This is a genomic window from Ottowia caeni (assembly GCF_050821495.1).
GTDB lineage: Bacteria > Pseudomonadota > Gammaproteobacteria > Burkholderiales > Burkholderiaceae_C > Ottowia > Ottowia caeni.
The window spans coordinates 746,044-767,956 of sequence record NZ_CP151080.1 but is presented as its reverse complement, the minus strand read 5'-3'; the positions used below and the strand labels follow the sequence as shown (position 1 = coordinate 767,956).

20 protein-coding genes and 1 pseudogene are annotated in these 21,913 nt (G+C 58.9%); 7 read left to right on the top strand and 14 right to left on the bottom strand.

Annotated elements, in window-relative coordinates:
- Positions 1 to 60 precede the first annotated feature (60 nt).
- The gene (locus AAAK34_RS03740) at positions 61 to 1,947 is read left to right on the top strand and encodes a hypothetical protein (RefSeq protein WP_231695411.1); all 1,887 of its coding nucleotides are present in this window, start codon (positions 61 to 63) and stop codon (positions 1,945 to 1,947) included.
- A gap of 143 nt (positions 1,948 to 2,090) precedes the next feature.
- Here the strand turns inward: AAAK34_RS03740 and AAAK34_RS03735 are convergent, their stop codons facing one another.
- The 4 genes from AAAK34_RS03735 to AAAK34_RS03720 are packed head-to-tail and all read right to left on the bottom strand — an operon-like array spanning position 2,091 to position 5,566.
- A complete protein-coding gene (locus AAAK34_RS03735) occupies positions 2,091 to 3,350 on the bottom strand; it encodes an FAD-dependent oxidoreductase (protein WP_231695412.1) in 1,260 nt (419 codons plus the stop codon).
- A complete protein-coding gene (locus AAAK34_RS03730) occupies positions 3,351 to 4,571 on the bottom strand; it encodes a membrane dipeptidase (RefSeq protein WP_231695413.1) in 1,221 nt (406 codons plus the stop codon).
- Between the two features lie 15 nt (positions 4,572 to 4,586).
- Complete coding sequence (locus AAAK34_RS03725) at positions 4,587 to 4,736, bottom strand: hypothetical protein (protein WP_431777760.1); 150 nt, start codon at positions 4,734 to 4,736, stop codon at positions 4,587 to 4,589.
- 26 nt (positions 4,737 to 4,762) lie between these two features.
- Positions 4,763 to 5,566, bottom strand: a complete 804-nt coding sequence (locus tag AAAK34_RS03720; RefSeq protein ID WP_431777759.1) for a Bug family tripartite tricarboxylate transporter substrate binding protein — start codon at positions 5,564 to 5,566, stop codon at positions 4,763 to 4,765.
- 129 nt (positions 5,567 to 5,695) lie between these two features.
- Here AAAK34_RS03720 and AAAK34_RS03715 point away from each other — a divergent pair, with 129 nt between their 5' ends.
- Entirely contained in the window at positions 5,696 to 6,601 is a 906-nt protein-coding gene (locus AAAK34_RS03715; RefSeq protein WP_231695415.1) for a LysR substrate-binding domain-containing protein, read from the top strand.
- 39 nt (positions 6,602 to 6,640) lie between these two features.
- Here AAAK34_RS03715 and AAAK34_RS03710 read toward each other — a convergent pair whose 3' ends face one another.
- From AAAK34_RS03710 to AAAK34_RS03675, 8 genes are all read right to left on the bottom strand, one after another.
- Positions 6,641 to 8,122, bottom strand: coding sequence for an ABC transporter permease (locus AAAK34_RS03710; RefSeq protein WP_431777758.1), 1,482 nt, complete (start codon positions 8,120 to 8,122; stop codon positions 6,641 to 6,643).
- A gap of 378 nt (positions 8,123 to 8,500) precedes the next feature.
- On the bottom strand, positions 8,501 to 9,373 hold the full coding sequence (locus AAAK34_RS03705) for a formate dehydrogenase accessory sulfurtransferase FdhD (protein WP_231695417.1): 873 nt from the start codon (positions 9,371 to 9,373) through the stop codon (positions 8,501 to 8,503).
- Positions 9,374 to 9,456: 83 nt separating this feature from the next.
- The gene (locus tag AAAK34_RS03700; RefSeq protein WP_231695418.1) at positions 9,457 to 9,843 is read right to left on the bottom strand and encodes a hypothetical protein; all 387 of its coding nucleotides are present in this window, start codon (positions 9,841 to 9,843) and stop codon (positions 9,457 to 9,459) included.
- Positions 9,844 to 9,875: 32 nt separating this feature from the next.
- Positions 9,876 to 11,012 carry a formate dehydrogenase subunit gamma gene (locus AAAK34_RS03695; protein ID WP_231695419.1) on the bottom strand — a complete coding sequence of 379 codons (1,137 nt, stop codon included), beginning with the start codon at positions 11,010 to 11,012 and terminating at the stop codon, positions 9,876 to 9,878.
- 24 nt (positions 11,013 to 11,036) lie between these two features.
- Complete coding sequence (locus AAAK34_RS03690; RefSeq protein ID WP_231695420.1) at positions 11,037 to 11,276, bottom strand: hypothetical protein; 240 nt, start codon at positions 11,274 to 11,276, stop codon at positions 11,037 to 11,039.
- Positions 11,277 to 11,278: 2 nt separating this feature from the next.
- Complete coding sequence (gene fdh3B / locus AAAK34_RS03685; RefSeq protein ID WP_231695421.1) at positions 11,279 to 11,872, bottom strand: formate dehydrogenase FDH3 subunit beta; 594 nt, start codon at positions 11,870 to 11,872, stop codon at positions 11,279 to 11,281.
- A gap of 13 nt (positions 11,873 to 11,885) precedes the next feature.
- Positions 11,886 to 14,864 (bottom strand): formate dehydrogenase subunit alpha, encoded by a 2,979-nt coding sequence (locus tag AAAK34_RS03680; protein ID WP_231695422.1) that lies wholly within the window; start codon positions 14,862 to 14,864, stop codon positions 11,886 to 11,888.
- 16 nt (positions 14,865 to 14,880) lie between these two features.
- Positions 14,881 to 15,099 (bottom strand): formate dehydrogenase, encoded by a 219-nt coding sequence (locus AAAK34_RS03675; protein ID WP_231695423.1) that lies wholly within the window; start codon positions 15,097 to 15,099, stop codon positions 14,881 to 14,883.
- Between the two features lie 200 nt (positions 15,100 to 15,299).
- On the opposite strand from AAAK34_RS03675, the gene AAAK34_RS03670 reads away from it, so the two are divergent.
- The 5 genes and pseudogenes from AAAK34_RS03670 to mobA all read left to right on the top strand — a co-directional run bounded on the left by AAAK34_RS03670 (position 15,300) and on the right by mobA (position 19,772).
- Complete coding sequence (locus tag AAAK34_RS03670) at positions 15,300 to 15,791, top strand: DUF3305 domain-containing protein (protein ID WP_231695424.1); 492 nt, start codon at positions 15,300 to 15,302, stop codon at positions 15,789 to 15,791.
- A 5-nt stretch (positions 15,792 to 15,796) separates the two neighbouring features.
- A complete protein-coding gene (locus AAAK34_RS03665) occupies positions 15,797 to 16,459 on the top strand; it encodes a DUF3306 domain-containing protein (protein ID WP_231695425.1) in 663 nt (220 codons plus the stop codon).
- On the top strand, positions 16,389 to 18,551 hold the full coding sequence (locus AAAK34_RS03660) for a 4Fe-4S binding protein (protein WP_231695426.1): 2,163 nt from the start codon (positions 16,389 to 16,391) through the stop codon (positions 18,549 to 18,551). Before AAAK34_RS03665 ends, AAAK34_RS03660 begins: the two co-directional genes overlap by 71 nt.
- A gap of 38 nt (positions 18,552 to 18,589) precedes the next feature.
- Positions 18,590 to 19,152, top strand: a pseudogene (locus tag AAAK34_RS03655) (TorD/DmsD family molecular chaperone).
- Entirely contained in the window at positions 19,149 to 19,772 is a 624-nt protein-coding gene (gene mobA, locus AAAK34_RS03650) for a molybdenum cofactor guanylyltransferase MobA (RefSeq protein WP_231695427.1), read from the top strand. Before AAAK34_RS03655 ends, mobA begins: the two are co-directional and overlap by 4 nt.
- A gap of 71 nt (positions 19,773 to 19,843) precedes the next feature.
- Here the strand turns inward: mobA and AAAK34_RS03645 are convergent, their stop codons facing one another.
- Positions 19,844 to 20,965 carry a substrate-binding domain-containing protein gene (locus AAAK34_RS03645; protein ID WP_431777757.1) on the bottom strand — a complete coding sequence of 374 codons (1,122 nt, stop codon included), beginning with the start codon at positions 20,963 to 20,965 and terminating at the stop codon, positions 19,844 to 19,846.
- A 103-nt stretch (positions 20,966 to 21,068) separates the two neighbouring features.
- Entirely contained in the window at positions 21,069 to 21,890 is an 822-nt protein-coding gene (locus tag AAAK34_RS03640; RefSeq protein WP_231695428.1) for a substrate-binding domain-containing protein, read from the bottom strand.
- Positions 21,891 to 21,913: the final 23 nt, after the last annotated feature.

The window sequence follows — 21,913 nt, the reverse complement described above, 5'->3', positions numbered from 1 at the left end:
TCGCCAAAAAACTTCGGAAGATATTACGTACTTTTGCGACAAACATCACAAAGGAATTACATGAAATACCAGACTTTTCTGGCTCTTGCCCTGGTGTTTTTCCTTGGAGCCTGCGGCGGCGGAGACGACCCGCCTCCGCCTGAGCCTGCGCCACCAGTCGCGTTCGTACTTGGCAAGGCACACTTGAGTTCGCCTCTGGTTGGCGCCCACATCGAAGTGCAGAGCGCTCAGGGGGAACGGGTGGCCATGGCCGAACCCACCAACGCCAGCGGGGTGTTCACTCTGCCATTGCCGGCCAGCCATCAAGAGCGTGTTCGAGTTGTGGCCTCAGGCGGCACTTACGAGGGTCAACCTTTCGACGGACGTCTTCTGCTCGAGGTGGAAAACCTCAGCAATCAGTCAGAGCTCTATGTGAACGCGGCCACTACGCTGGTCGGCCGCTATATAGATCGACACCCCGGCACCAGCATCGCCGAAGCTTCCTCGATAGTGAAGCAGTTTCTGCAAATCCCTGAAGGGGCCAGTCTGGGTTCTGGCGTAGCCAATCCGCACCAGTATCACTTCCGTCATGACAAACTGCTGGAAGCTGTGCCGTCAGGCAGTCCAACCGGGTTGAACGACTACCTCGACGGATTGGTCACCGCGATGGGCGCCGGATCGCCCCTGCCATCGCTCGCCCGGCAGCCCATGCTGGGTAGTGCTGGAGAGTGGCTGGAGAAGCTGCTGGACTTCCTGGGTGAAGCAGCCCTTGAAGACACTTTCAGCCTCGGAATGGAGGCCTTCTTTACCAATGTCGGCATCGACGGCACGGCAGACATTCTCAGAGAGCTGCACGAAATGCAGCACCAGCTTGACGAGCTCAGCATACGCACGCACGAGCTGCTGGTCGAAAGCAAGGATACCAAGCTGGAGATACTCACCACGCTCCTGGCCAAGGACATCTCCGAGATCAAGACGATGTACAACAACGTCACCCTGCTGGTGGAGTCCATCGGGCCAGTTTGCAAGCCAGACGACGCCGCCTGCCAGGCCAACCTGCGGCTCATGCAGGGCAAGGTGCGCACCTACAGAGCAGCGATTCTCAATGGCTCGTTCGGCTCCACAAAATTCGAAGACAAGCTTGCCCTGATCCATGACACCTTGCTCCAGCCTTCCCCTTCGGAGCCTGGGCTGCTGATGCGGGCCAACGATCTGGTGAGAACCAAGAACGCATTTGACGTGCCAGCTCAACCCGGAGACTTGGTCAAGGTGAAGGAGTTCTATCAGGCCTACCAAGGGATGGCGGTACACCTGCTGACGGAAGCTTACAAGGCACGAGAGCCGGCCGCCAACGCATCCAAGGAAGACATTGATGCGCTCAAGGCCGATAACAAGGCCATGGCCAAGCAACTCCTGGATGATTTCGAGAACAAGCGGCTGAAGGCTCAGGAAGATCGCATGGAAGAGCTACGCTACAAGCGTGCAGACACCATGAGGCAGGTCAGCAACGGGCTGGTTTGGTTGCGCGCCCCCTACAACAACCTTCCTCCCCCGCAAGATCTCTATTACGAGTACGGCATCTACGAGAGCGACTACCATAGCCAGGCATCCAGGCTATGCAGGAACTTGGCTTCCAGCGGGTTTTCCGGTCTGGCTGGCTGGCGTAACCCAACCAAAGAAGAGTTTCATCAGTTGGTGTTGGACGGCAGCGACGGCGAAGGTGAATCCAACATTTTCGAATCTCTGATCAGGCGTGGCTTCGAGCGCGCCCCGTACCAGACAGCCCGAGGCATATTCGTAGCCCCAAAGTCGGCTTATCTGTCTGAAACGTGGGCCGGCGCAAATTCATATGAGGCGCTTTGGAGCCGCGGTGTCGACTGGGTTTATAAATGGGACGGCCCCGTGGGTGACAACCGGGCAACGAATCATGGCGCCTGGTGCGTGAGTCAGGATAGCGGCGGAGAGTAGCGAAACCCAACCAGCTCCGCGTCTTCAATGATGCGGAGCTCTCTGCTCCTTCGCTGTCAAGAGTTGGGTTGTAAATTGGGTTTCTCCATACGATAGCCCGTCACAGTGGAGGCAAAGAGCGCACGCGTTCGCCAAACTTGACCTTAATTTGACAACCCGACTTTGACGGCGTTCAGCTGCTCAGCGGAGCTGCTTCCCAAGACTGACTGCACGATTCGTTCTGCTGAAAGCACAGAGTCGGTCAGTCCCAAATGACCATGACCTACAGACATATGGAGTCCGGGGATACCGGCGCTCCCAATCCTTGGAACAGAGTCGGGCATGCATGGGCGATGCCCCATCCAATGCGTTGATGTCACGCCCACCAACTCCGGAAAAATATCTTTCGCAATCCGCTCAAGAATTGCCACTCTTCGCGGATTGGGAGGGTTGTCCAAGCCTGCAATCTCGACCGTACCTCCCACCCGTAACCCCGCCTCCATCGGCGCAAAGAAAACCTTTCTGTCCGTCAGTAGGACTGAGCGAGATACGAGGGATGCGCAGTCGCTGAACTGAACGTGATAGCCACGCTGGCTTTCAAGAGCAAGCCGAACGCCTACGCCTTGAAGCAACTCCCTAGACCAAGCCCCTGCTGCAATGACCACGTGATCGAACCCCTCCAAGTCTGCGTCTGAGCAGATCAGCCAAGATCCATCACTATTGCGCTGAAGCCTCTTGACGTTCCGCTTGACGAATCTGCCTCCCTCTGCAATGAAGGCAGAAACAATCGCTTGTACATAGCGCCCAGGGTTGAGAACCGTTGCGTCTCCCTCCAAAAAAATCCCGACCGGATAACGCGACCCAATCGCGGGCTCAAGCTTGGCAATCCCTGCCGCGTCCAAGCGCTGGAAACTCAATCCGCGCCGACTCCTCAGTGCCCAGGACGACTCGTCATTCTGGAAAGCCTGATTCGATGGGTAAAGATGAAGCTGTCCGCGTTGAACAATAAGCTCAGGAACACCGATCTCTCTCGCCAACCTTGTGTGCGCGTCAACCGCACCATCATGCAGCCTGGCCAGCTCCGCCGATGATTGTTCAACCACCTTGGAGCGGGCCGATAGCATGAATTGAACTAGCCACGGTGCCGCTCTGGGAAAGTAGCCTATTGGCAAGAACAATGGGCTGTCAGGATCACTCAGCATCGACGGCAGAGTCTTGAGCGTTCCCGATGTTGCCAGCGGTACCACGGAACTCATGCTGATCGCCCCTAGGTTGCCGAAACTGCAACCGGCCCCAGGTTCGTCACGCTCTAGCAAAGCTACGTCAAGCCCTCGCTTACGCAACGCATAGGCAGCACAAGCGCCGACGACTCCTGCTCCAACGACTGCGACACGGCATCGAGCAGAACGATCTTTATCAATCATTTACGAGGCTTGCAGATCGCGAAGCACGCGCATGTAGTTACCCCCGATAACCTTTAACACCACTTTCTCTGAAAGCCCACGCTGGAGCAGCGCTGCAGTCAGGTTTGGCCAGCAATCCCATGTTTCCATTCCGAAGGTTTGAGCATTCGGATCAAAACGATCTTCAGGCCGCCACCCAATCCAGTTGAAGCCACGCTGAGGCTTAACCATCTCGGGAGTCCAAGTCAGCGCGTTGTAGTATGGCTTTCCCCAATCAGTTCCGATTCCAACGTGGTCCTCACCCATGACATCAATCAGGTGACACACGTGATTGGCTACTACATCGAACGTTGCCCAGGATCTGGGTTTCCCAACTTTCTCGGCATTGTCATTACCCTCCGGGCCGACAATGAATGCCGGAAGAATAACGACTCCGGCGTACCCACCTCCGTCTGCAATGCGCTTGAGCACATCGTCCCAAAGTCCACGCGGATGACCAGTCAGGTGGCGAGCAGCAGTGTGTGATGCGATGACAGGTTTCTTTGAAACATTGACGGCATCTTTTGCGGTCCCCGCACTTGCGTGCGATACATCAACGATGATGCCTGTCGCATTCATTTTTTCTATGAGCGCAGCTCCGAACCGACTCAGACCACCATCGTTTGTTTCCAGACAACCATCGGCATACCTGGTACGAAGGTTATAGGTAAGCTGCATGGTACGAACACCAATTTCGTGCAGCGCATCTACGCGATCCAATTCCGCGCCAACCGGCTCTGCATTTTGCAGATTGAACATAACGGCGTGACCGCGCCTTGAGAACGCAGACTCCACGTCACTGGCGGACTCAGCAACAACTAGCGCACCATCAAACAACCCCGCGAAATCCCGGGCTTGCTTTGCAGCCGCAAGAGTTGACTCAAATGCAGAATCCGGCGGTCCCGATGCATATAGCGTGTAGTTTCCTGCCGTGACGCCCGCGCGATTCCAGTAATCCAGATATTCCTTTCGTGTAGCAGCGTCTTCTTTACAACTCCTAATAAGGTGCTGAGCCATGGCTTCCTTGATCGCTGGCCGAGTTCCTCCCTTGGCTTGAATTTCAAGCCCAATCTCTCGCATGGATGGTGTGACGACCCATTCATCAATGAAGCCAGGCGTCAGGGAATCGAAAACAATGTTATTGCGATGCAGTTCGCGCGCATGCAAGATGTTCTCTTCTGTAGGAATGAATGCGTGTCCCATGTCTCGTCCTCCGAACTATTGTTTTTCGATGCCTGCTCTCTTGACCAAATCTTCGAATATTTCGACATCCTGTTTAATCATCGCGGCAAATTCTTCAGGAGGGGTTCCTACTACTTGAGCGCCTCCTGCATTGATCTTCTGCACAAGTGATGGATTTTTTAGCACTTCAGAAATCTCCTTGCTGAGCTTATCTAGAACTGGCTTCGGCGTTCCCGCCGGTGCCAGGATTCCCCCCAACTCCTAACAACGTAGCCTGGAAGTCCACTTTCATCACAGGTGGGAACTCCGGGGAGAAGCGAGCTACGTTTTAACTCCCCTACACAAAGAGCCAAAAGCTTACCCTCCTTAATGTAAGGCAGGTACACCGTGGCAGCGTCAACCGAAGACTTGATTTGTCCGGACAGCATGTCACGAATAAGGTCGTTCGTTCCCTTGTAAGGGACATGATTCACTTGTATTTCAGCCATCGTGTTGAATTGCAACTGCGACATGTACCCTGATGACCCCACCCCTGGGGAGCCCATGGTCACAACTCCGGGATTAGCTTTGACATACTTGATGAATTCCGCCGCTGTACGAGCAGGAATGGAAGGATGGACGACCAAAGCGCTGAGTGTCGACGCCACCCTGGTTATCGGCGCAAAATCGGCTATCGGATCAAAAGGCAGCTTCTTATAAAGAGCCGAATTGATTGTCAACGCTGCCGAGCTGTATAGCAGCGTGTAACCGTCTGGCGCCGACTTCGCAACCGCGCCTGCAGCGATGCTGCCGCCGGCACCTGGCCTGTTTTCAACAATGACGCTCTGCCCCAATCTTTCGGACAGGGTCTGAGCAACGAGACGTGCCTGCGCGTCCGTTGCACCACCGGCAGAAAACCCGACCAACATACGGATCGGTCGCGTCGGGTAATCTTCGGCTGCTTGAACATGTAACAGGACCGCGCTTGCAGCGACAAGTGCGAAGGAGATGATGTTTCGATTCAGAAATGTGTGCACCGCAGCTCTCCTACTAGACGCGTTAAAAAATATCTGCAAGTGACTGCCATGATATATATATCGTGATTCCGCATCAAATCCTATTTTCCTCTGACCTCATAATCAGGAGATATACCTTGGCGATCCATCATGATCAAAGTACGTCAGCTCGAAGCATTTAACGCGGTGATGCTCACCGGAACGGTAACTGCAGCCGCAGCGACGCTGAAGATTTCACAGCCCGCAATCAGCGAGCTCATTTCTGCACTAGAGGAGCAGCTGGGATTCGCCTTATTCTTTAGAGAAAAAAATCGCCTGCAGCCTACCAACGAGGCTCACTACCTCCATGAGACTGCCATCGCGGCACTCGATGGTCTAGCCACGGTCAATCGCGTAGCAGAAGATATTCGCAATGCGAATGCAGGCACTCTTCGTATCGCGGCTATGCCGATGTTGGCTCTTGAATTTCTGCCGCGAATTGCTTCTTCAATGCTGCAACGGCATGGCGATGTCAACGTCGTACTACAGGCGCGAAGCTCGCCAACAGTTGTCAAGCTGATTGCCACGCAACAGTTTGACATCGGCTTCGCAGAAAGCGATTTCGATACAGGGTGGATGGACGCTCAACGCTTGAGATTGCCTTGCGTCTGCATACTCCCTGCCAACAGTCCATTGGCGAAGAAGTCAGTGCTGGAGCCAGAGGACCTCAGCCACTTTCCCATGGTCACAGCTCCGCTCGGTCACGTTCGTACGAAACGCTTGGAAGCACTGTTTACCGAACGCGGCTGCACTCTGAATGTGAAGGTCGAGACGCCTTTGTTCGCATCAATGTGCGCATTTGTAGCGGGCGGATACGGTTACAGTATCGTCGATGCAGTGACTGCTCACTCGGCAGTTCGGCATGACGTCGTGATGCGGAAGTTTGCACCGAGCTTTTTCACTGATTTTGCCGTGCTTTTTCCTACGGGGAAACCACGATCCATCATCTCAGAAGAGTTCATGAAAGGTGTGATGCGTGAGTTAGAGGCCCTTGGGGTACAGACGAATCCCGTTTGATGATCACCGATCAGCATTGACTGAGACGCCGCATCTAGCTCACCGCCAGCCCAATTCTCCCAACAGGAACTGCGCCGCTTCAGCGGGCAGTTCCTCTCCACTGAAGAAGCGATCTACTGGGCGCTCGACAACGAGCCGCCCTCCTTGCAGGTACGCCACCCTGGTGGCCAGGCGCTTGGTCTGGCCCAGGTTGTGGCTGCTCATGACAATGGTCACACCAGTGTCAGCCACTTCCTCAATCAGGGCTTCGATTTCGTTCTTGGCGCCAGGGTCCAGGCTGGCGGTGGGTTCATCCAGGAAGAGTATGTCGGGCTGCAGGGCCCAGGCCCGTGCCAAGCCCAGGCGCTGCTGCTGACCACCCGAAAGCGCGCGCGCGGGTCGCCTGGCATGCTGCAGCAAGCCTACACGCGCGAGCGCCTGACGGCACCGCTCTGCCCGCTCGGCCTTTGGCACGCGGGCAAGCCAAAGGCCAATCCAGACGTTGCGCCACACCGAGACACTTAAAAGAAAAGGGCGCTGAAACAGCATGGCGGCGCGAGGCGGGCGTCCCTCCGGCATCAAGTGCAAATGTTCGCAACGCCCGTCGAAGGGCAACAGCCGGTGCATCAACCTCAGCAGGGTAGTTTTACCCGACCCATTAGCACCTACCAAGGCAAGCCGGTCACCCCTGTAGAGGGTGATGGAAGCTTCACGTAAAGCCACAGCCTGACCGAAACGCACGGTGGCTCGCTCCACAACGATAAGAGGAACAGCCTCAGTGGGGGCAAGCACTCGGCGCATGGGCAAGGGTGGCCGCGGCGTGCTTGGCGAAGCTGCCGCAGGTCCGACGCTTCGGGTCCGGGCGCCCAACCATTGAAGCAACCCCATGACGCCGTTGACCATACCGACCACGGCCAACAGAACAAAGCCGAGAGCAAGGGCCAGAGCAAGATCTCCTTTGCTCGTCTCCAACGCGATGGTGGTGGTCATGACCCTGGTAACGCCCGCAATGTTGCCGCCGACGATCATGACGGCGCCCACCTCGGCAATGGCGCGGGCGAATGCGGTGAGCAGCACGGTGGCCACGCCCATGCGGTCATGGATCAGCATGAGCAGCGCGGTGGTAATCGGCCGTGCACCAAGTGAACGCAATTGGTCACCGCCTTCGGCCAACGCGGCCAGCACGAGGCGGCGAGACAAGGCGGCGATCAACGGCGTGACCAGCACGCTCTGTGCGACGACCATGGCCGATGGCGTGAAGAGAATGCCCAGCTCACCTAAGGGCCCAGACCGAGAGAGCAGCAGATACACCAGCAGGCCCACCACCACGGCCGGAAGGGCCAGCAAGGTGTTGACCAGCCACACGAGCAACTGATGGCCGGGAAACCGTGCTACCGCCAGCCAGGCGCCGAGGATTAATCCGATAACGGCGCCAATCACGCAGGCCGTTGCACTGACCTGAAGCGAGAGCGCTGTGATATGGAGCAGCTCAGGATCGGCGTTGACGAGAAGCTGCCAGGCCAGCCCCCAACCATCGGACATGGTGTTCATTGAGGGGTATTGTTACCGCACTTGGTGAACGGCCTTGTTTTGGCGCTGTGCGTGCCCCCATCCCAACCTTCCCCCAGGAGGGGAAGGAGTAGTTTTGCAACACCCTCATGAGAAACAAAACGTTGAAAGCCCAAAACGGCCTACATCGCCTCTGTCTTTGTAGGAGCGGCTTCAGCCGCGAAGGGTCACCGTCACCCATGCCGTCCTTTTGCTCCTAAGGAAGCCATTCGCGGCTAAAGCCGCTCCTACAAGGAAGACCACTGTTTCTCCACGAACGCCGGGCGCCCCAAGGGCCTTTGAAGCTCTTTAGCCGCTCCTACAAAACACCAGAATTCACCAACTGAAGAGCGCTGGAACTGGCTCGGGAGCTCAGTCTCCGCTGATCGTGATCAGCTCTGGAACAGGCTCGGGTGCAGCGCCGGTGTTGGTACCCTCGTCGTCACTCGCATCGCTGTCGAAGCGCTCCGACCCGGTGTAGCAAAGAAAATGTCGATTGGCGGCTCTACCGAAGAGTGTCATGCCCAGGCGACTCGCCAAGTCATAGCCCATGGCGGTGACGCCGTTACGCGACACCACAATGGGGATGCCCATTTGTGCTGCCTTGATCACCATCTCGCTCGTCAACCGGCCAGTGGTGAAGAACACTTTGTCTGCGCCATCAACCTCATGCGCCAGCATCCAGCCTGCAATGGTGTCGATAGCATTGTGGCGACCGACGTCTTCTACGAAGACCAACATTCTGGCACCCTGAAACAGTGCACACCCGTGAACTGAGCCTGCCTGCCGGTGTACCGAATCGAAGTGACGAAGGCGATCTAGCAGGCCATGAAGCTCGCGCTGGTTGATGCGCGCCACGCTCTTGTCCGGTAGTTTAATGTCGCCCACGGCGCCAATGGCGTCGCCAAACACAGTGCCCTGCCCGCAACCCGTGGTGACGATGCGGTGCTCAGTGCGAGACTCAAAATCGGTGATGGCCGAGCGCATCTTCACCGCCGCTGACTCAACCTCCCAGTCCACACTGATCGCGGCCACATCATCCAGCCGAGTGAGCAGCCTTTGATTGAAAAGATAACCCAGCACAAGCAACTCGGGGCGCACCCCCAGCGTCATTAGCGTGACCAGTTCGCGCTTGTCCACGAACACAGTCAGCGGACGCTCGGCAGGGATCTGAATATCGCGCCGAACTCCGTGCTGGTCAAGAATCTCGATGGTGCGAAGCAAAGCCGCACCGGCATGGGTCATGCGAGGTGCGTTCGGAGAGATCGTGGGCCCGGGTGATTCAACCTCAAAGCCAAGCGTGCGGTTTTGCTCTGGTGCAGAGGCCGTCAAGGCTTGGCCCCGGATGCCGCAGGCTGTGTGGTGCTCGGCGGTGTGGCCGCGGTTTGCGGCGGCGAGTGCGCTCCCGCAGCTTCAATGGGCCGCGCCGTCGGTGGCGCGTAGCTGAATGGCCCGGGGTCGCTGCAGGGAGGCGTGGGAGAGGGCTGCACCGCCTTGCCCGCCGCACGGGCGCGCTCCAGGTACCCTTGGGCCACCCGCTCCATGGATTGGCACAACTGATAGTTAGCAACTTGGTTGCTCCAGGCGGCCCTTGCCGCTGCCTCGGCCGCTTTGGCCTTGGCTTCCTCAGACGGCGGGGGCAGCTTGGCGAACGCGCTGCCGGACGCCAGCAAAGCGGCGAGCGATGATGCCAGTAGTACGGTGTGTGCTCTCATGGGGGTTCCGTATACGTTGGTGAGGTTTCGGATCAAGCCTCACGGGCCTGCGGTACCGGCGCTTTGGGAGCAGTTGTGCCCGAGCGCTGAGCGGGAATTTTGCCGGACTGGATGTCGGCATGCCATAGCGCGTGATGCTCCTTGGCCCAACCGTCGCTAACGTAACCGGTGCGCATGGCTTTATAGGCCCCACGCATGCCGATGGTGCCTATGTAGATGTGGCCGAAGATGATGCAGAGCATCAGCACCGCGCCGATCGCGTGGACCATGTGCGCCACTTGCATGTTGCCCCTGGTGTAGAGCACACCGGGCATGAGCTGATCGAGCACCAGCCCGGAAATGACGACGGCCAGACCGAACAGGAACACACCTATCCAGAAAACGCCTTTTTCACCTGCGTTGAAGCGATGCGAAGGCACCTCTTCGCCTGACAACAAGCCGCCGCCTTTCTTGATCCACAGCATGTCACCAGCGCGGGGCAGATTGTCTTTGGCGAATGTGAGGATCATGATCAGCAGCGTCACAGCGAACAGCGGCCCCACAAAATTATGAAGCGTCTTCAGGGCAAGCGTCAGGGTGCCGAAAATCGAACTGCCCAGCACCGGCAACAGGAAAAACTTGCCGAACGCCATGACCAGGCCTGATACGCCGAGCAGCACAAAAGCAATGGCGTTGAGCCAATGGGCTGAGCGCTCGAAGGGCGTGAACCGCTCAATCTTCCGACCGCTTTCAGGGTGTTCGTGCCCCAGGCGCCCCTTCCCTATGAAGAACAGTGCCATGGCCACCAGCACAATCAGCATCAAAGACCCGCCGTAGGGGATGATGAACCGGTTTCGAACCTGCCGCCACGCCTCCCCAGCGGTGGTGTAGTCTGTGCCGGGATAGCTGACGAAGCGCTGGATCAGGACACCCTTTTCCAGGCCTGGCAGATTGGTCACGCCTGCGGTTTCACCCGATTGGCGAACACCCCGCCAGAAAGGCGCATTGTTGCCAGGTTGCGAGCGAGAACGCTCGGCATTGCTTTCGTCGGCCTTGGGCTCAGCAGGCGCTACGAAATCAGCAGGCGGGCCTTTGGCTTGACCGGCTGAAGATGGCAACGGTGCCTGCGCCCAGGCACCCGTTGAAATCAGCAGCCCCAGAGCCAGGCACCAAGAAAATACGGCTTTCATTGTCAGGGGCCTCCGCATCAAAGCTCAAGGAGCTATTCGCACATACTCGTTTTGCGCACGGTTGCGCTGCTTGATCTGGTCGGTCCAGCTCGCCTCGTCGCCAGGCTTCCACCCCGCGGCATTGAAACTTGCCTGACCGCCCTGCCAAGACTTGGCGTCGCCTTTGACCTGCGCGCCGGCAGTCTGCGGCTTCTCGCTACAGGCCGACAGCAGCACCACACACCCCAGTACGGCGGGGATCACCAGTGAAATGTGTTTTTTCATGGTCATTTGCTCGGCTTTCCGTAGGCGGTGCCCCAACCCCAGACTTCGCTGCCCTTGCCGCGGTTCAAGACGCGTGTGCGGAAAATGTCTGCGACGACATCGCCATCGCCGCCCAGCAGTGCCTTGGTGGAGCACATTTCGGCGCAAGCTGGCAGCTTACCTTCGGCCAGGCGGTTTCGGCCGTATTTCTCGTACTCCGCGGCGCTACCGTTGTCTTCAGGGCCACCAGCGCAGAACGTGCACTTGTCCATTTTTCCTCGCTGGCCGAACGTGCCGTTGCTTGGGAACTGCGGGGCACCGAACGGGCACGCATAACTACAGTACCCGCAGCCGATGCAGACGTCCTTGTCGTGCAACACCACGCCCTCATCGGTGCGGTAAAAGCAATCGACCGGGCAAACGGCCATGCAAGGTGCGTCGCTACAGTGCATGCAAGCGACCGAGATGCTCTTCTCTCCGGGCTGGCCGTCGCCCAGCGTAACCACCCGCCGCCGGTTCACACCCCAGGGAACGTCGTGCTCAGCCTTGCAGGCGGTCACGCAACCGTTGCACTCGATGCAGCGCTCGGCATCGCAGATAAATTTCATTCGTGCCATGGTCGGTCTCCTGTTAAACGGCCTTTTCGATCTGGCACACAGTGGTTTTCGTTTCCTGCATCATCGTGACGCTGTCGTAGCCATAGGTGGTGGCTGTGTTGACAGCTTCACCACGCACTATCGGCATGGCCCCCTCGGGGTAGTACTTCGCCATATCGACACCACCCCAGCGGCCCGAGAAGTGAAAAGGCAAGAACACGGTTCCGGCATCCACACGCTCGGTGACGAGTGCACGCACTTTCAAGCCCTTGAAGTCGGGTAGCGCTGCCATGGGAGGTGTTTTGACCCACACCTGGTCGCCGTCGCGGATGCCGCGGTCGTTGGCCGCGCGCGGGTTGATCTCGACGAACATTTCCTGCTGTAGCTCGGCCAGCCACTTGTTGGAACGCGTCTCTTCGCCACCACCTTCGTATTCAACCAGCCGACCCGAGGTCATGATCAGCGGGAAGGTCTTGCCAATGTCGCGGTTTTTCGTCTGCAGCGTCTTGTAGAGCGTAGGCAAACGCCAGAAGGCAGTCTTGTCGTCGTGCGTGGGGTATTTGTCTACCAGGTCGGGGCGCGTGCTGTAGATAGGTTCGCGGTGCTTGGGGATCGGATCGGGGAAGTTCCAGACTACCGCGCGCGCCTTGGCGTTGCCGAACGGATGGCAGCCGTGGTTCTTCATAGCGACTCGAATAATGGCTCCCGTGGGATCCGTCTTCCAGTTCTTGCCTTCTGCGGCAGTCTGCTCTTCCGGGCTGAGTTCGTTCCACCAGCCGAGTTTCTTGAGCAGCACATGGTCGAACTCGGGGTAGCCCGTGGTCAGGTCAGCCCCCTTGCTGTGCGAACCATCGGCCGCCAGCAACGACACACCGTCGCGCTCCACGCCAAAATTGGCGCGGAAGTTGCCGCCGCCGTCCATCACGTGCCGGCTGGTGTCGTACAAGTTCGGACTGCCTGGGTGCTTCATCTCAGGCGTGCCCCAACACGGCCAGGGAAGGCCGAAGTAGTCGCCGTCGAGCTCATAACCTGTTTCTTTGTCGACTCCGCCTTTGGCACGCAGCGTCTTCACGTCAAAGACGTTCATGTTGCGCATGTGCGCCTTGAGCCGCTCCGGACTTTGACCCGTGTAGCCGATGGTCCAGACGCACTTGTTGATCTCGCGCAGGATGTCCTCGGGCACCGGTTCATCCAGGCCCTTGATCTTCTGCATTTTGTAGTTCTTGACCAGTTCCTTGTCAAAGCCCAGCTTCTGCGCCAGCTGGTACATGATCATGTGGTCGCTGCGACTTTCCCAAAGGGGGTCGATGACTTTTTCGCGCCACTGGAGCGAACGATTGGAGGCCGTGCAGGAGCCGCTGGTTTCAAACTGCGTGGTGGCCGGCAGCAGGTAAACGGCCCGATTGGGGTTGAGATCTTCCGGCTTGCCGGGCATGGCGGCCATGGCTGCGGTGGCGCTGGGGAAGGGATCAACCACGACCAGCAGATCCAGCTTGTCCAGCGCAGTCTTCATCTCGAGGCCGCGCGTCTGCGAGTTCGGCGCGTGCCCCCAGAAGAAAAGACCACGCAGGTTGCTTTCCTGGTCGATCAACTCGTTCTTCTCAAGCACGCCGTCGATCCAGCGCGACACCGTGATGCCCGATTTGGTCATCATGCCGGGAGCGTACTGCTGCTTGATCCAATCGAAATCGACTCCCCAGGTGGCAGCGAAGTGCTTGAATGAGCCTTCAGCCAAACCGTAGTAGCCCGGCAGCGAGTCAGGGTTCGGGCCGACGTCGGTGGCACCTTGTACGTTGTCATGACCACGGAAAATGTTGGCACCACCGCCTGAAACCCCTACGTTGCCCAAGGCCAACTGAAGGATGCAGGAGGCACGCACCATGGCATTGCCAATGGAGTGCTGAGTCTGGCCCATGCACCACACAATGGTGCTCGGGCGATTTTCAGCCATGGTTTTTGCAGCCTGAAAAAGCGCTGCCTCTTCCACTCCGGAGGCTTCGAGCACTTTGTCTGGTGTCCAGTTTGCGAGCACTTCCTCGCGTACCTTGTCCATGCCGTACACCCGGTCTTCGATGTACTTCTTGTCTTCCCAGCCGTTCTTGAAGATGTGATACAGGATGCCGAACAGAACCGGGATATCCGAGCCAGAGCGAATCCGGATGTATTGATCTGCCTTGGCCGCCGTCCGCGTGAACCGCGGATCGCACACAATCATCTTGCAGCCGTTTTCCTTCGCATGCAGCATGTGCAGCATGGAAACCGGGTGCGCTTCGGCAGCGTTGGAGCCAATGTACAACGCAGCCTTGGAGTTCTGCATGTCGTTGTAGGAGTTGGTCATTGCCCCGTAGCCCCAGGTGTTGGCAACGCCGGCAACGGTAGTGCTGTGGCAGATGCGGGCCTGGTGATCGGTGTTATTGCTGCCCCAGAGGGTCAGCCATTTACGCAGCAGGTAAGCCTGCTCGTTGTTGTGCTTGGACGAACCCACCACAAAAATCGAATCGGGCCCGCTGGCTTTCTTCAGCTCAAGCATCTTGGCGCTGATTTCCTGTAACGCCACATCCCAGGTGATGCGCTCATACTTGCCGTTGACAAGCTTCATGGGGTACTTCAGTCGGAACTCGCCATGCCCGTGTTCACGCAAAGAAGCACCCTTGGCGCAGTGCGCCCCCAGGTTGATCGGGGAGTCGAACACCGGCTCCTGACGTACCCAGACGCCGTTTTCGACCACAGCATCCACCGCGCAGCCCACGGAACAGTGACCGCAGACCGTTCGTTTGACCTCAACCTTGCCGGTACCCATGCCTTTGGTCTCAGCTGCGGCCTCGGCCTTCTTGACAAGGGTAAGTTGCGAGGCCGCTATGCCCGCACCCACACCCAGACCGGAGCGACGCAGGAACGCGCGGCGATCGATGGTGGGCACAGCATGCGCGAGGCCGCGCGCCAGGTTGGCGACGAGTCCGGAGGAGACGTGAGCGCCAGAAACCGAGGCCGGGGACTTACGGGTGAGCAGCATGTGGATCTCCTTGCTCTTAGACCTTGGCAGTCTGGTAGTAGCGCCTGACATGCTCCGTCAGCTGATAGCCGCCAGCAGCTTGGGGCTCAGCCAGCACAGCTGGCGCCGATTTATGAACGACACCTGGCAACACTGCGGCGGCTGCAACCGCTGCACCTGCTGCTCCAGCACCTGCAAACACGGTGCGTCTGGAGATGGGCGAGGGGGCCTTGAATGAGGATATGGGCTTGGGCATCTGGCTTACCTCTTTCCGGTTCAATCACCGGGTATCGTGGGATATCCGCATGTGTGGGATATTACGGCTAGTGCATATTGCCGCCTAAGCATATACGTGAATCACTTTATGTCAAACCAAGGGATTTCACTTAGTCCGTGAACACGTAGCGAGACTACTCTATATTGTGTAGTTTTACCTGCCACACTCCAAAGATCACGGTGTTTTCAAACGATGTCCCGCCTTCCCTGCGCGTTGCGGTGCGCATAGACCGACAGCGGCAACCAACCCGCTGGGAAGACTGGCGCTTTACCCTTGCTGAAGTGGTGATAGATGCGGGCGGATTTGGCACTGAGCGTCGCGTATTGCGGGACGACGGCGACTGTGCTCAGTGGCTGTTCCCGGATTTGCCCGTTACCCTCCATCGCGACGAGGCCGAGGGCTACTACCTGAACCTTACCTCCGGCGCGCCGGTCTGGTTCGTCATGTGGCGCATCGACCATGCAGATCCTTCGCAGGCCTGGCCTGAAGCAGTGTCCCTGTCGTATAACGAGGCTGGCAGATGGCTTGATGCGCAGGAGCGCGTCGACAACCGCCCTCTCGATGAAGACGTGCGCACAGCCCTGCAGCGTTTCACAGACACACACTACCGGCCAGAGCCGAAAAAACGCAAGCGCCCGGCGTCCTTCGTGGCGCCGCAGGATCGGCGCTGAGAGCGATGGCCGACGAAAACAGCTTCCTGTCGCGCTGGTCGCGGCGCAAGGTGCAAGCTCGCCAGGCAGAGGGGCTGCCAGAGACGCCCGAGCCAACGCCCCTGGCCGATGCTCAGACACCCACCACGACAGCTTCACCGCGCACACAAGAGCCACCTCGCTCCGATGACGAACCCGACAAGACCCCGGCACCACAACCTCCGCCGCCAACGTTGGCTGACGTTACCGAACTGACCCACGACTCCGACTTCACGCGCTTCGTCAAATCCGATGTGAGTGGCGAGGTACGCAATGCCGCGTTGAAGAAGCTGTTCACGGATCCTCACTTCAACGTGATGGACGGATTGGATACGTACATAGAAGACTTCAACCAGACCACCCCCTTGCCGCTGTCGATGATCCGGCAGATGGCGCAGTCCGCTTTCCTCGGCTTGGTGGAGCAAAAACCTCCCGAACAGTCCCGCCAGGAATCCGCACAAGAACCTGCGCAAGCGCCCCCTGAGGCCATAGAGCACGCCGCCAATAAAGCATCGGCAGACGCCCCCCACGCGGCTGCACCTGAAGCTGCACCTACAGCGGCCGACATGAAACCCCACGATGAAAACCCTGATCTGCGATTGCAATCGATCGATACCCCTGGATCGTCCGGCCTTGAGCCGGGCACTTGAAAAGACCCCGGGAGCAAGTGCTGAGGGTGTGGGCGATGCCCACACCGTACTGTGCCGACGAGGCGCGCCGGCCTTTCAACGCGCGGCCAAGTCGGGCGAGGAACTCCTGGTGGCCTGCACACAGGAGAGCCGACTCTTCCTTGAGCTGGCTGATCAAACAGAGGGAGCCCCCTCTCTGACAGAACGCCCCATCCGCTTCGTCAATCTTCGCGAAACGGGGGGCTGGTCAAGCGAGGGCGCTGCGACCACGCCCAAACTGGCGGCCCTGATTGCCGCTGCCCAGCTTCCAGCACCTGAGCCTGTGTCGACCGTGAGTTACCGCTCGGGCGGACGCTGCCTGCTCATCGGTCCGGCTGCGCGTGCTGAGGCCGCAGCTGCATTGCTGGACGATCGGCTGGAGCTGACCCTGCTGGTCAACAACGGAGAGATGCCTCAGTCGCACGAACGCGTTGTGGCTCGCGGCAGCCTCACGAAGCTCACCGGTTGGCTGGGTGCCTTTGAAGCCCAGTGGGAAACGAGCAACCCCATTGATCTGGATTTGTGCACCCGCTGCAACGCCTGCATTTCGGCATGTCCTGAAGGGGCCATCGACTTCAGCTATCAGGTCGATCTGACGCGTTGCAAATCGCATCGGGATTGCGTCACGGCCTGCGATGCCGCTGGGGCGATCGACTTCACCCGCGATCCGCGCAGCGACGGTGGGCGCTTCGACCTTGTCCTGGATCTGGGAGACACCGCAGTGTTGACCATGCACCAGCCGCCGCAAGGTTATTTCCACGCCCCCAGCGATGCGCAGATCACGCAGGCGGTGTTCGCTTTGCGCGACATGGTGGGCGAATTCGAGAAGCCCAAGTTCTTCCGCTACGAGCAGCGGCTGTGCGCACACAGCCGCAACCAGCAAGTCGGATGCACGGCGTGTATCGACGTCTGCTCAGCCGAGGCCATTCGCTCGGATGCGTTGCTCAAGGGCAAGTCCGCGGGTCACCAACGCGGCACCACCGCCCACCCCAAGGCGGGCATCTTCGTTGAGCCACATCTGTGCGTAGGCTGCGGGGCCTGCGGTACGGTCTGCCCGACCGGCGCCCTCAGCTACGGCTACCCCAGCCCCGCAGATCTGGGCAAGCGGGTTCGCACGCTGCTACGCACCTACGCGGCAGCAGGCGGCCGCGACCCCGTGCTGCTTCTGCATAGCCAGGAAGAAGGCAGCACGCGCATCAACGCGCTCGGTCGCGCAGCAAGCGTCGGAAAAGCGCGGGGTGTGCCAGCACGGGTGCTGCCACTGGCGCTGTGGCACAGCGCCAGTGTGGGCCTGGACGTCTGGTTGGGCGCATTTGCCCAGGGTGCCAACCAGGTCTGGGTGCTGGTCGGCAGTTCCGAGGCTCCGCAATACCGCAACGCGCTGATCGAACAAATGGCGCAAGCCGAGGCCATACTGCACGGGCTGGGCTATGAGGGTGAGCATTTCCGCCTGATCGATGGGGCAGATCTTTCGGCCCTTGATGCCGCTTTGCAGGCACCGGCTGCCCAGGGGGTCGTCAAACCCGCAAGCTTCGCGATTCAGGCAGACAAACGCACCACACTGGAGCTGGCCTTGGCGCATCTGCTGGCCCAGGACGAGACACCACCGGACGTGATTGGGTTGCCAGCGGCGGGTTCTTTGTTCGGCAGTCTCCAGGTAGACAGCGCCAAGTGCACCCTGTGCCTCTCCTGCGTGGGCGCCTGCCCTTCGAATGCATTGGCCGACAACCCGGATCAGCCGCAACTCAAGTTCATCGAGAAAAATTGCGTGCAGTGCGGACTGTGCCAGACGACTTGCCCTGAAGATGCCATTCGCCTTGAACCCCGGTTGCTGCTCGCCGAGAATGGGAGGGCTCGCGCCTACCCGCGCGTGCTGCACGAGGCGAAGCCCTTCCAATGCGTGCGCTGCGCAAAGCCTTTTGGCACGCTCCGCGCGATCGAGACCATGATCAGCAAGCTCTCCGGCCACGCCGCCTTCCAGGGCGCGGCGGCCGAGCGGCTGAAAATGTGCGCTGATTGCCGCGTCATCGAGATGTATTCCAACCCTGACGAACAACGCATTACCGACCTGTGAACTCCACTCCCTTCAGCGAAGAACTCGCACGTGCCGAAATGTACGGCCTGCTGGCCCGTCTCTGGTTGGCACCGCCTGACGCCCCGTTGCTCGGCCAGTTCCAGGTCGCAGTCACCGAAGCCCCTCAACCAGGCGGTTTTCTGGAAGCACCCTGGCAGGCACTGGTGGCCAAGATGCGCGCCGCCACCGTCGAATCGGCTGCAGACGAATTCAAGGCTCTGTTCCAGGGCGTCGGCAAGCCGGAGGTGTTTCCCTACGCCTCCTACTTCCTGGCCGGCTTCGTGAATGAAAAGCCACTGGCTCAACTGCGCAGCGACCTGGCCAGGCTAGGTCTCACACGCGACCCTGCGTTGCTTGAGACCGAGGACCACATTTCCTATCTCTTCGAAGTCATGCGTTACCTCATCGCGGGCGACGATGCAGCATTGAGCAACCTGGAGCAGCAAAGGCTTTTTTCCGCGTGCACGTGCAGTCGTGGGTGGAGCATTTGTGCAAAGCCGTGGAAGATCAGCCAAGCGCCGACCTATGGCGCGCTGTCGCCGCCCTGACGCTCGCGTTCATCCAGGTCGAGACACAGGCATTCGATCTACTGGAAGCATGAACGACGGTAACCCAATCACCATGGCAGATATCGCTAAAGAAGACATTACCGGGCTCATTCTGGCGGGTGGACGCGGCAGCCGCATGGGCGGTGCAGACAAAGGGCTGCAAAATCACCGCGGCATGCCGCTGGCGCTGCATGCCTTGCTGCGCCTGCAGCCGCAGGTCGGCAGCGTGATGATCAGCGCCAACCGCAACCTTGCAGCTTATGAGGCGATGGGGGCGCCTGTCTGGCCCGACCCCATAGAAGGGTTTGCCGGTCCGTTGGCGGGCTTACTGGCCGGGTTGGAACATGCTGAAACCGGTTGGCTGGTTACTGTTCCTTGTGACACACCCGACTTCCCGGAAGACTTCGTGAAACGTCTGGCCACTGCTGCCAGCACTCAGGGGGCCGATATCGCCATGGTCGTGACCACCGAGGACGGCCAACTCCGCAGACAACCCGTTTTCTGCCTGCTCAGAACCGAGCTTCTTGAAAGTCTGGTGGAGTTTTTGCATTCCGGGGAACGCAAAATTGACAAATGGACAGCCCGGCATCGCACTGCCGAGGTGGTGTTTGACGATGATGCGGCCTTCTTCAATGCCAATACGATTGAAGAGTTACGGAAGTTGCAGCAGTAAGCAGTGGATGCGCCCACAGAACCGCTGAGGTGCCTTCTCTTCATGCGGGGTTGGCAGAGAAACTGCGTCACTCAAGCCTGCTTTGGCCTCTTGTAGCTCCACCAAGGCAGGGCCTGCGTAAGCGAAAGCACTTCGCCCGGCCGGTTCACGCCATAGCCGGGCAGTTGAGACAGAGCGTCCGCCCAGGCTGGCGAAGCAAGACGTTCACGCAGTGTCTTGATCTGTGGGGAGTCCAAATCCTCCTTCAGACACAAGAGAAAGTAGTCTTCCTCTACCAGCGGAAAAAACGCGAGGCCAGCGCCCGCAGCTGCAGCCTCGATGCCAACGCCAACATCTGCAGCCCCGGACGCGATGGCCGCAGCCACAGCAACGTGCGTGTCTTCAATGCGCGTGGTGTAACCAGGCACCTGGTCAGCTACCAAACCAGCCTGCTCCAAGAGATGGTCAGTCAACAGACGAGTGCCCGACGCCGGCTGCCGAGACACGAAGCGCCAGCGTCCGGTGCCCAAGGCTTCGACGCTTTCGGGCCGTGTCTCGCCAACGCGCCAGATCCAGCCCTGGCGTCGCCAGTGGCTACCGATGAGTTTATGCTTTCCGGGTTGCAGAAGCGGACGCAGAGCGAGAGCCATGACGCTGTCGGCGGATGCCCCTTGCGCTACGTGGAAGCCAGCCACCCGACAGCGACCATCGTGGAGCGCTCGCAGCGCTTCCTGGCTTCCAGCAAAGCGCAAGCCGATGTGCAGGCCGTCACATTCTTCTGCAAGGGCCTGCAACAAAGGAAGACCCAGATCGTGGCTGGCAAAAATTTCCAATACCTGCAGCGCGGAGTCGTCAGCCAATGCAAAGACACGAGACAACTCTGCGCGCAGGGCCTCTACATGAGGCGTCATGCGTACGCGAGCCTGCCGCTCGGCCCACATTAGGCGCTGCGCAAATGGCGTCAAGCGAGCACTTCGCCCCTGCCCCCACTGAACAAGCTCGGAGCCTAATACGCCCTCCCAGTGCTTGAGCGACGCCCACGTGTGACGGTATGAAAAACTCAGTGCCCGCGCAGCTGCGCTGATGGAGCCATGTGCCTCAAGCGCGGAGAGGAGATCGAAAAGAGGATTTTCAAGCTCCGCACCTTTCTGGTCGCCTTTATAGGCGCTCTCGAAAGTGTAGCGAAGATGAATTCCACGACGGGTTGGTGACATAAGGTGAAAGCGCTGCTTTCCTTCTATTGTCCTACCACCCTCCTGTCTTGAAGTTCTCGAATTGACCGAACAAAAATCCAGGATGAAGAAACATCAATGAAAGTCACTGGCTCGCATTCGGAAAGAACAACTGTTCTCCGCCAATCTTGTAAGAAGCAATGGCATTCTGACCAGCAGGCGACACCACCCAGTCGGCAAAGGTTTGAGCAAAATCTTTTTTCACATGCGCGTGCTTGGCCGGGTTGACGACAATGACACCATACTGATTGAACAGTTGCTTGTCGCCTTCCACCACAACGCTCAGATCACCGCGGTTCTTGAAGTTGAGCCATGTGCCTCGATCAGACAACACGTAGGCATTGGTAGAAGAGGCGATATTCAGCGCCGACCCCATGCCGCAACCACACTCCTTGTAGCCTGCGGGTTTGCCTGCGGCCATGTCAACGCCAGCCAACTTCCATTGCCGAAGCTCGGCTGCATGCGTGCCGCTTTTATCGCCGCGCGACACAAAGGCGGCGCCTGTGTCTTTCACACGTTTGAGCGCCAAGGAAATATTGTTGCCGCGCGTACCGGCGGGGTCAGACTTGGGCCCGATCAACACAAAATCGTTGTACATGACCGCACGACGCTCCAGCCCGAAGCCTTCGGCGACGAATTTCTCTTCCGCAGGCTGATCATGAACGAACAGCGCATCTGCATCGCCACGGCGCGCCATGTCAAGCGCCTGGCCGGTGCCCACGGCCACGACCCGAACTGAAATGCCTGAGGCCTTCTCGAACTGTGGGAGCAATTGCTTGAAAAGGCCTGACTGCTCAGTCGATGTGGTGGATGCCAGGACAATGAACTTTTCCTGGGCTTGCGCCAACGACGTGAGGAATGTGGCGGCCACCACGGCGATCAGGAGAGAGCGTTTGCGCAAAGCCATGGGCGTCAGGGAATGGTTGATTG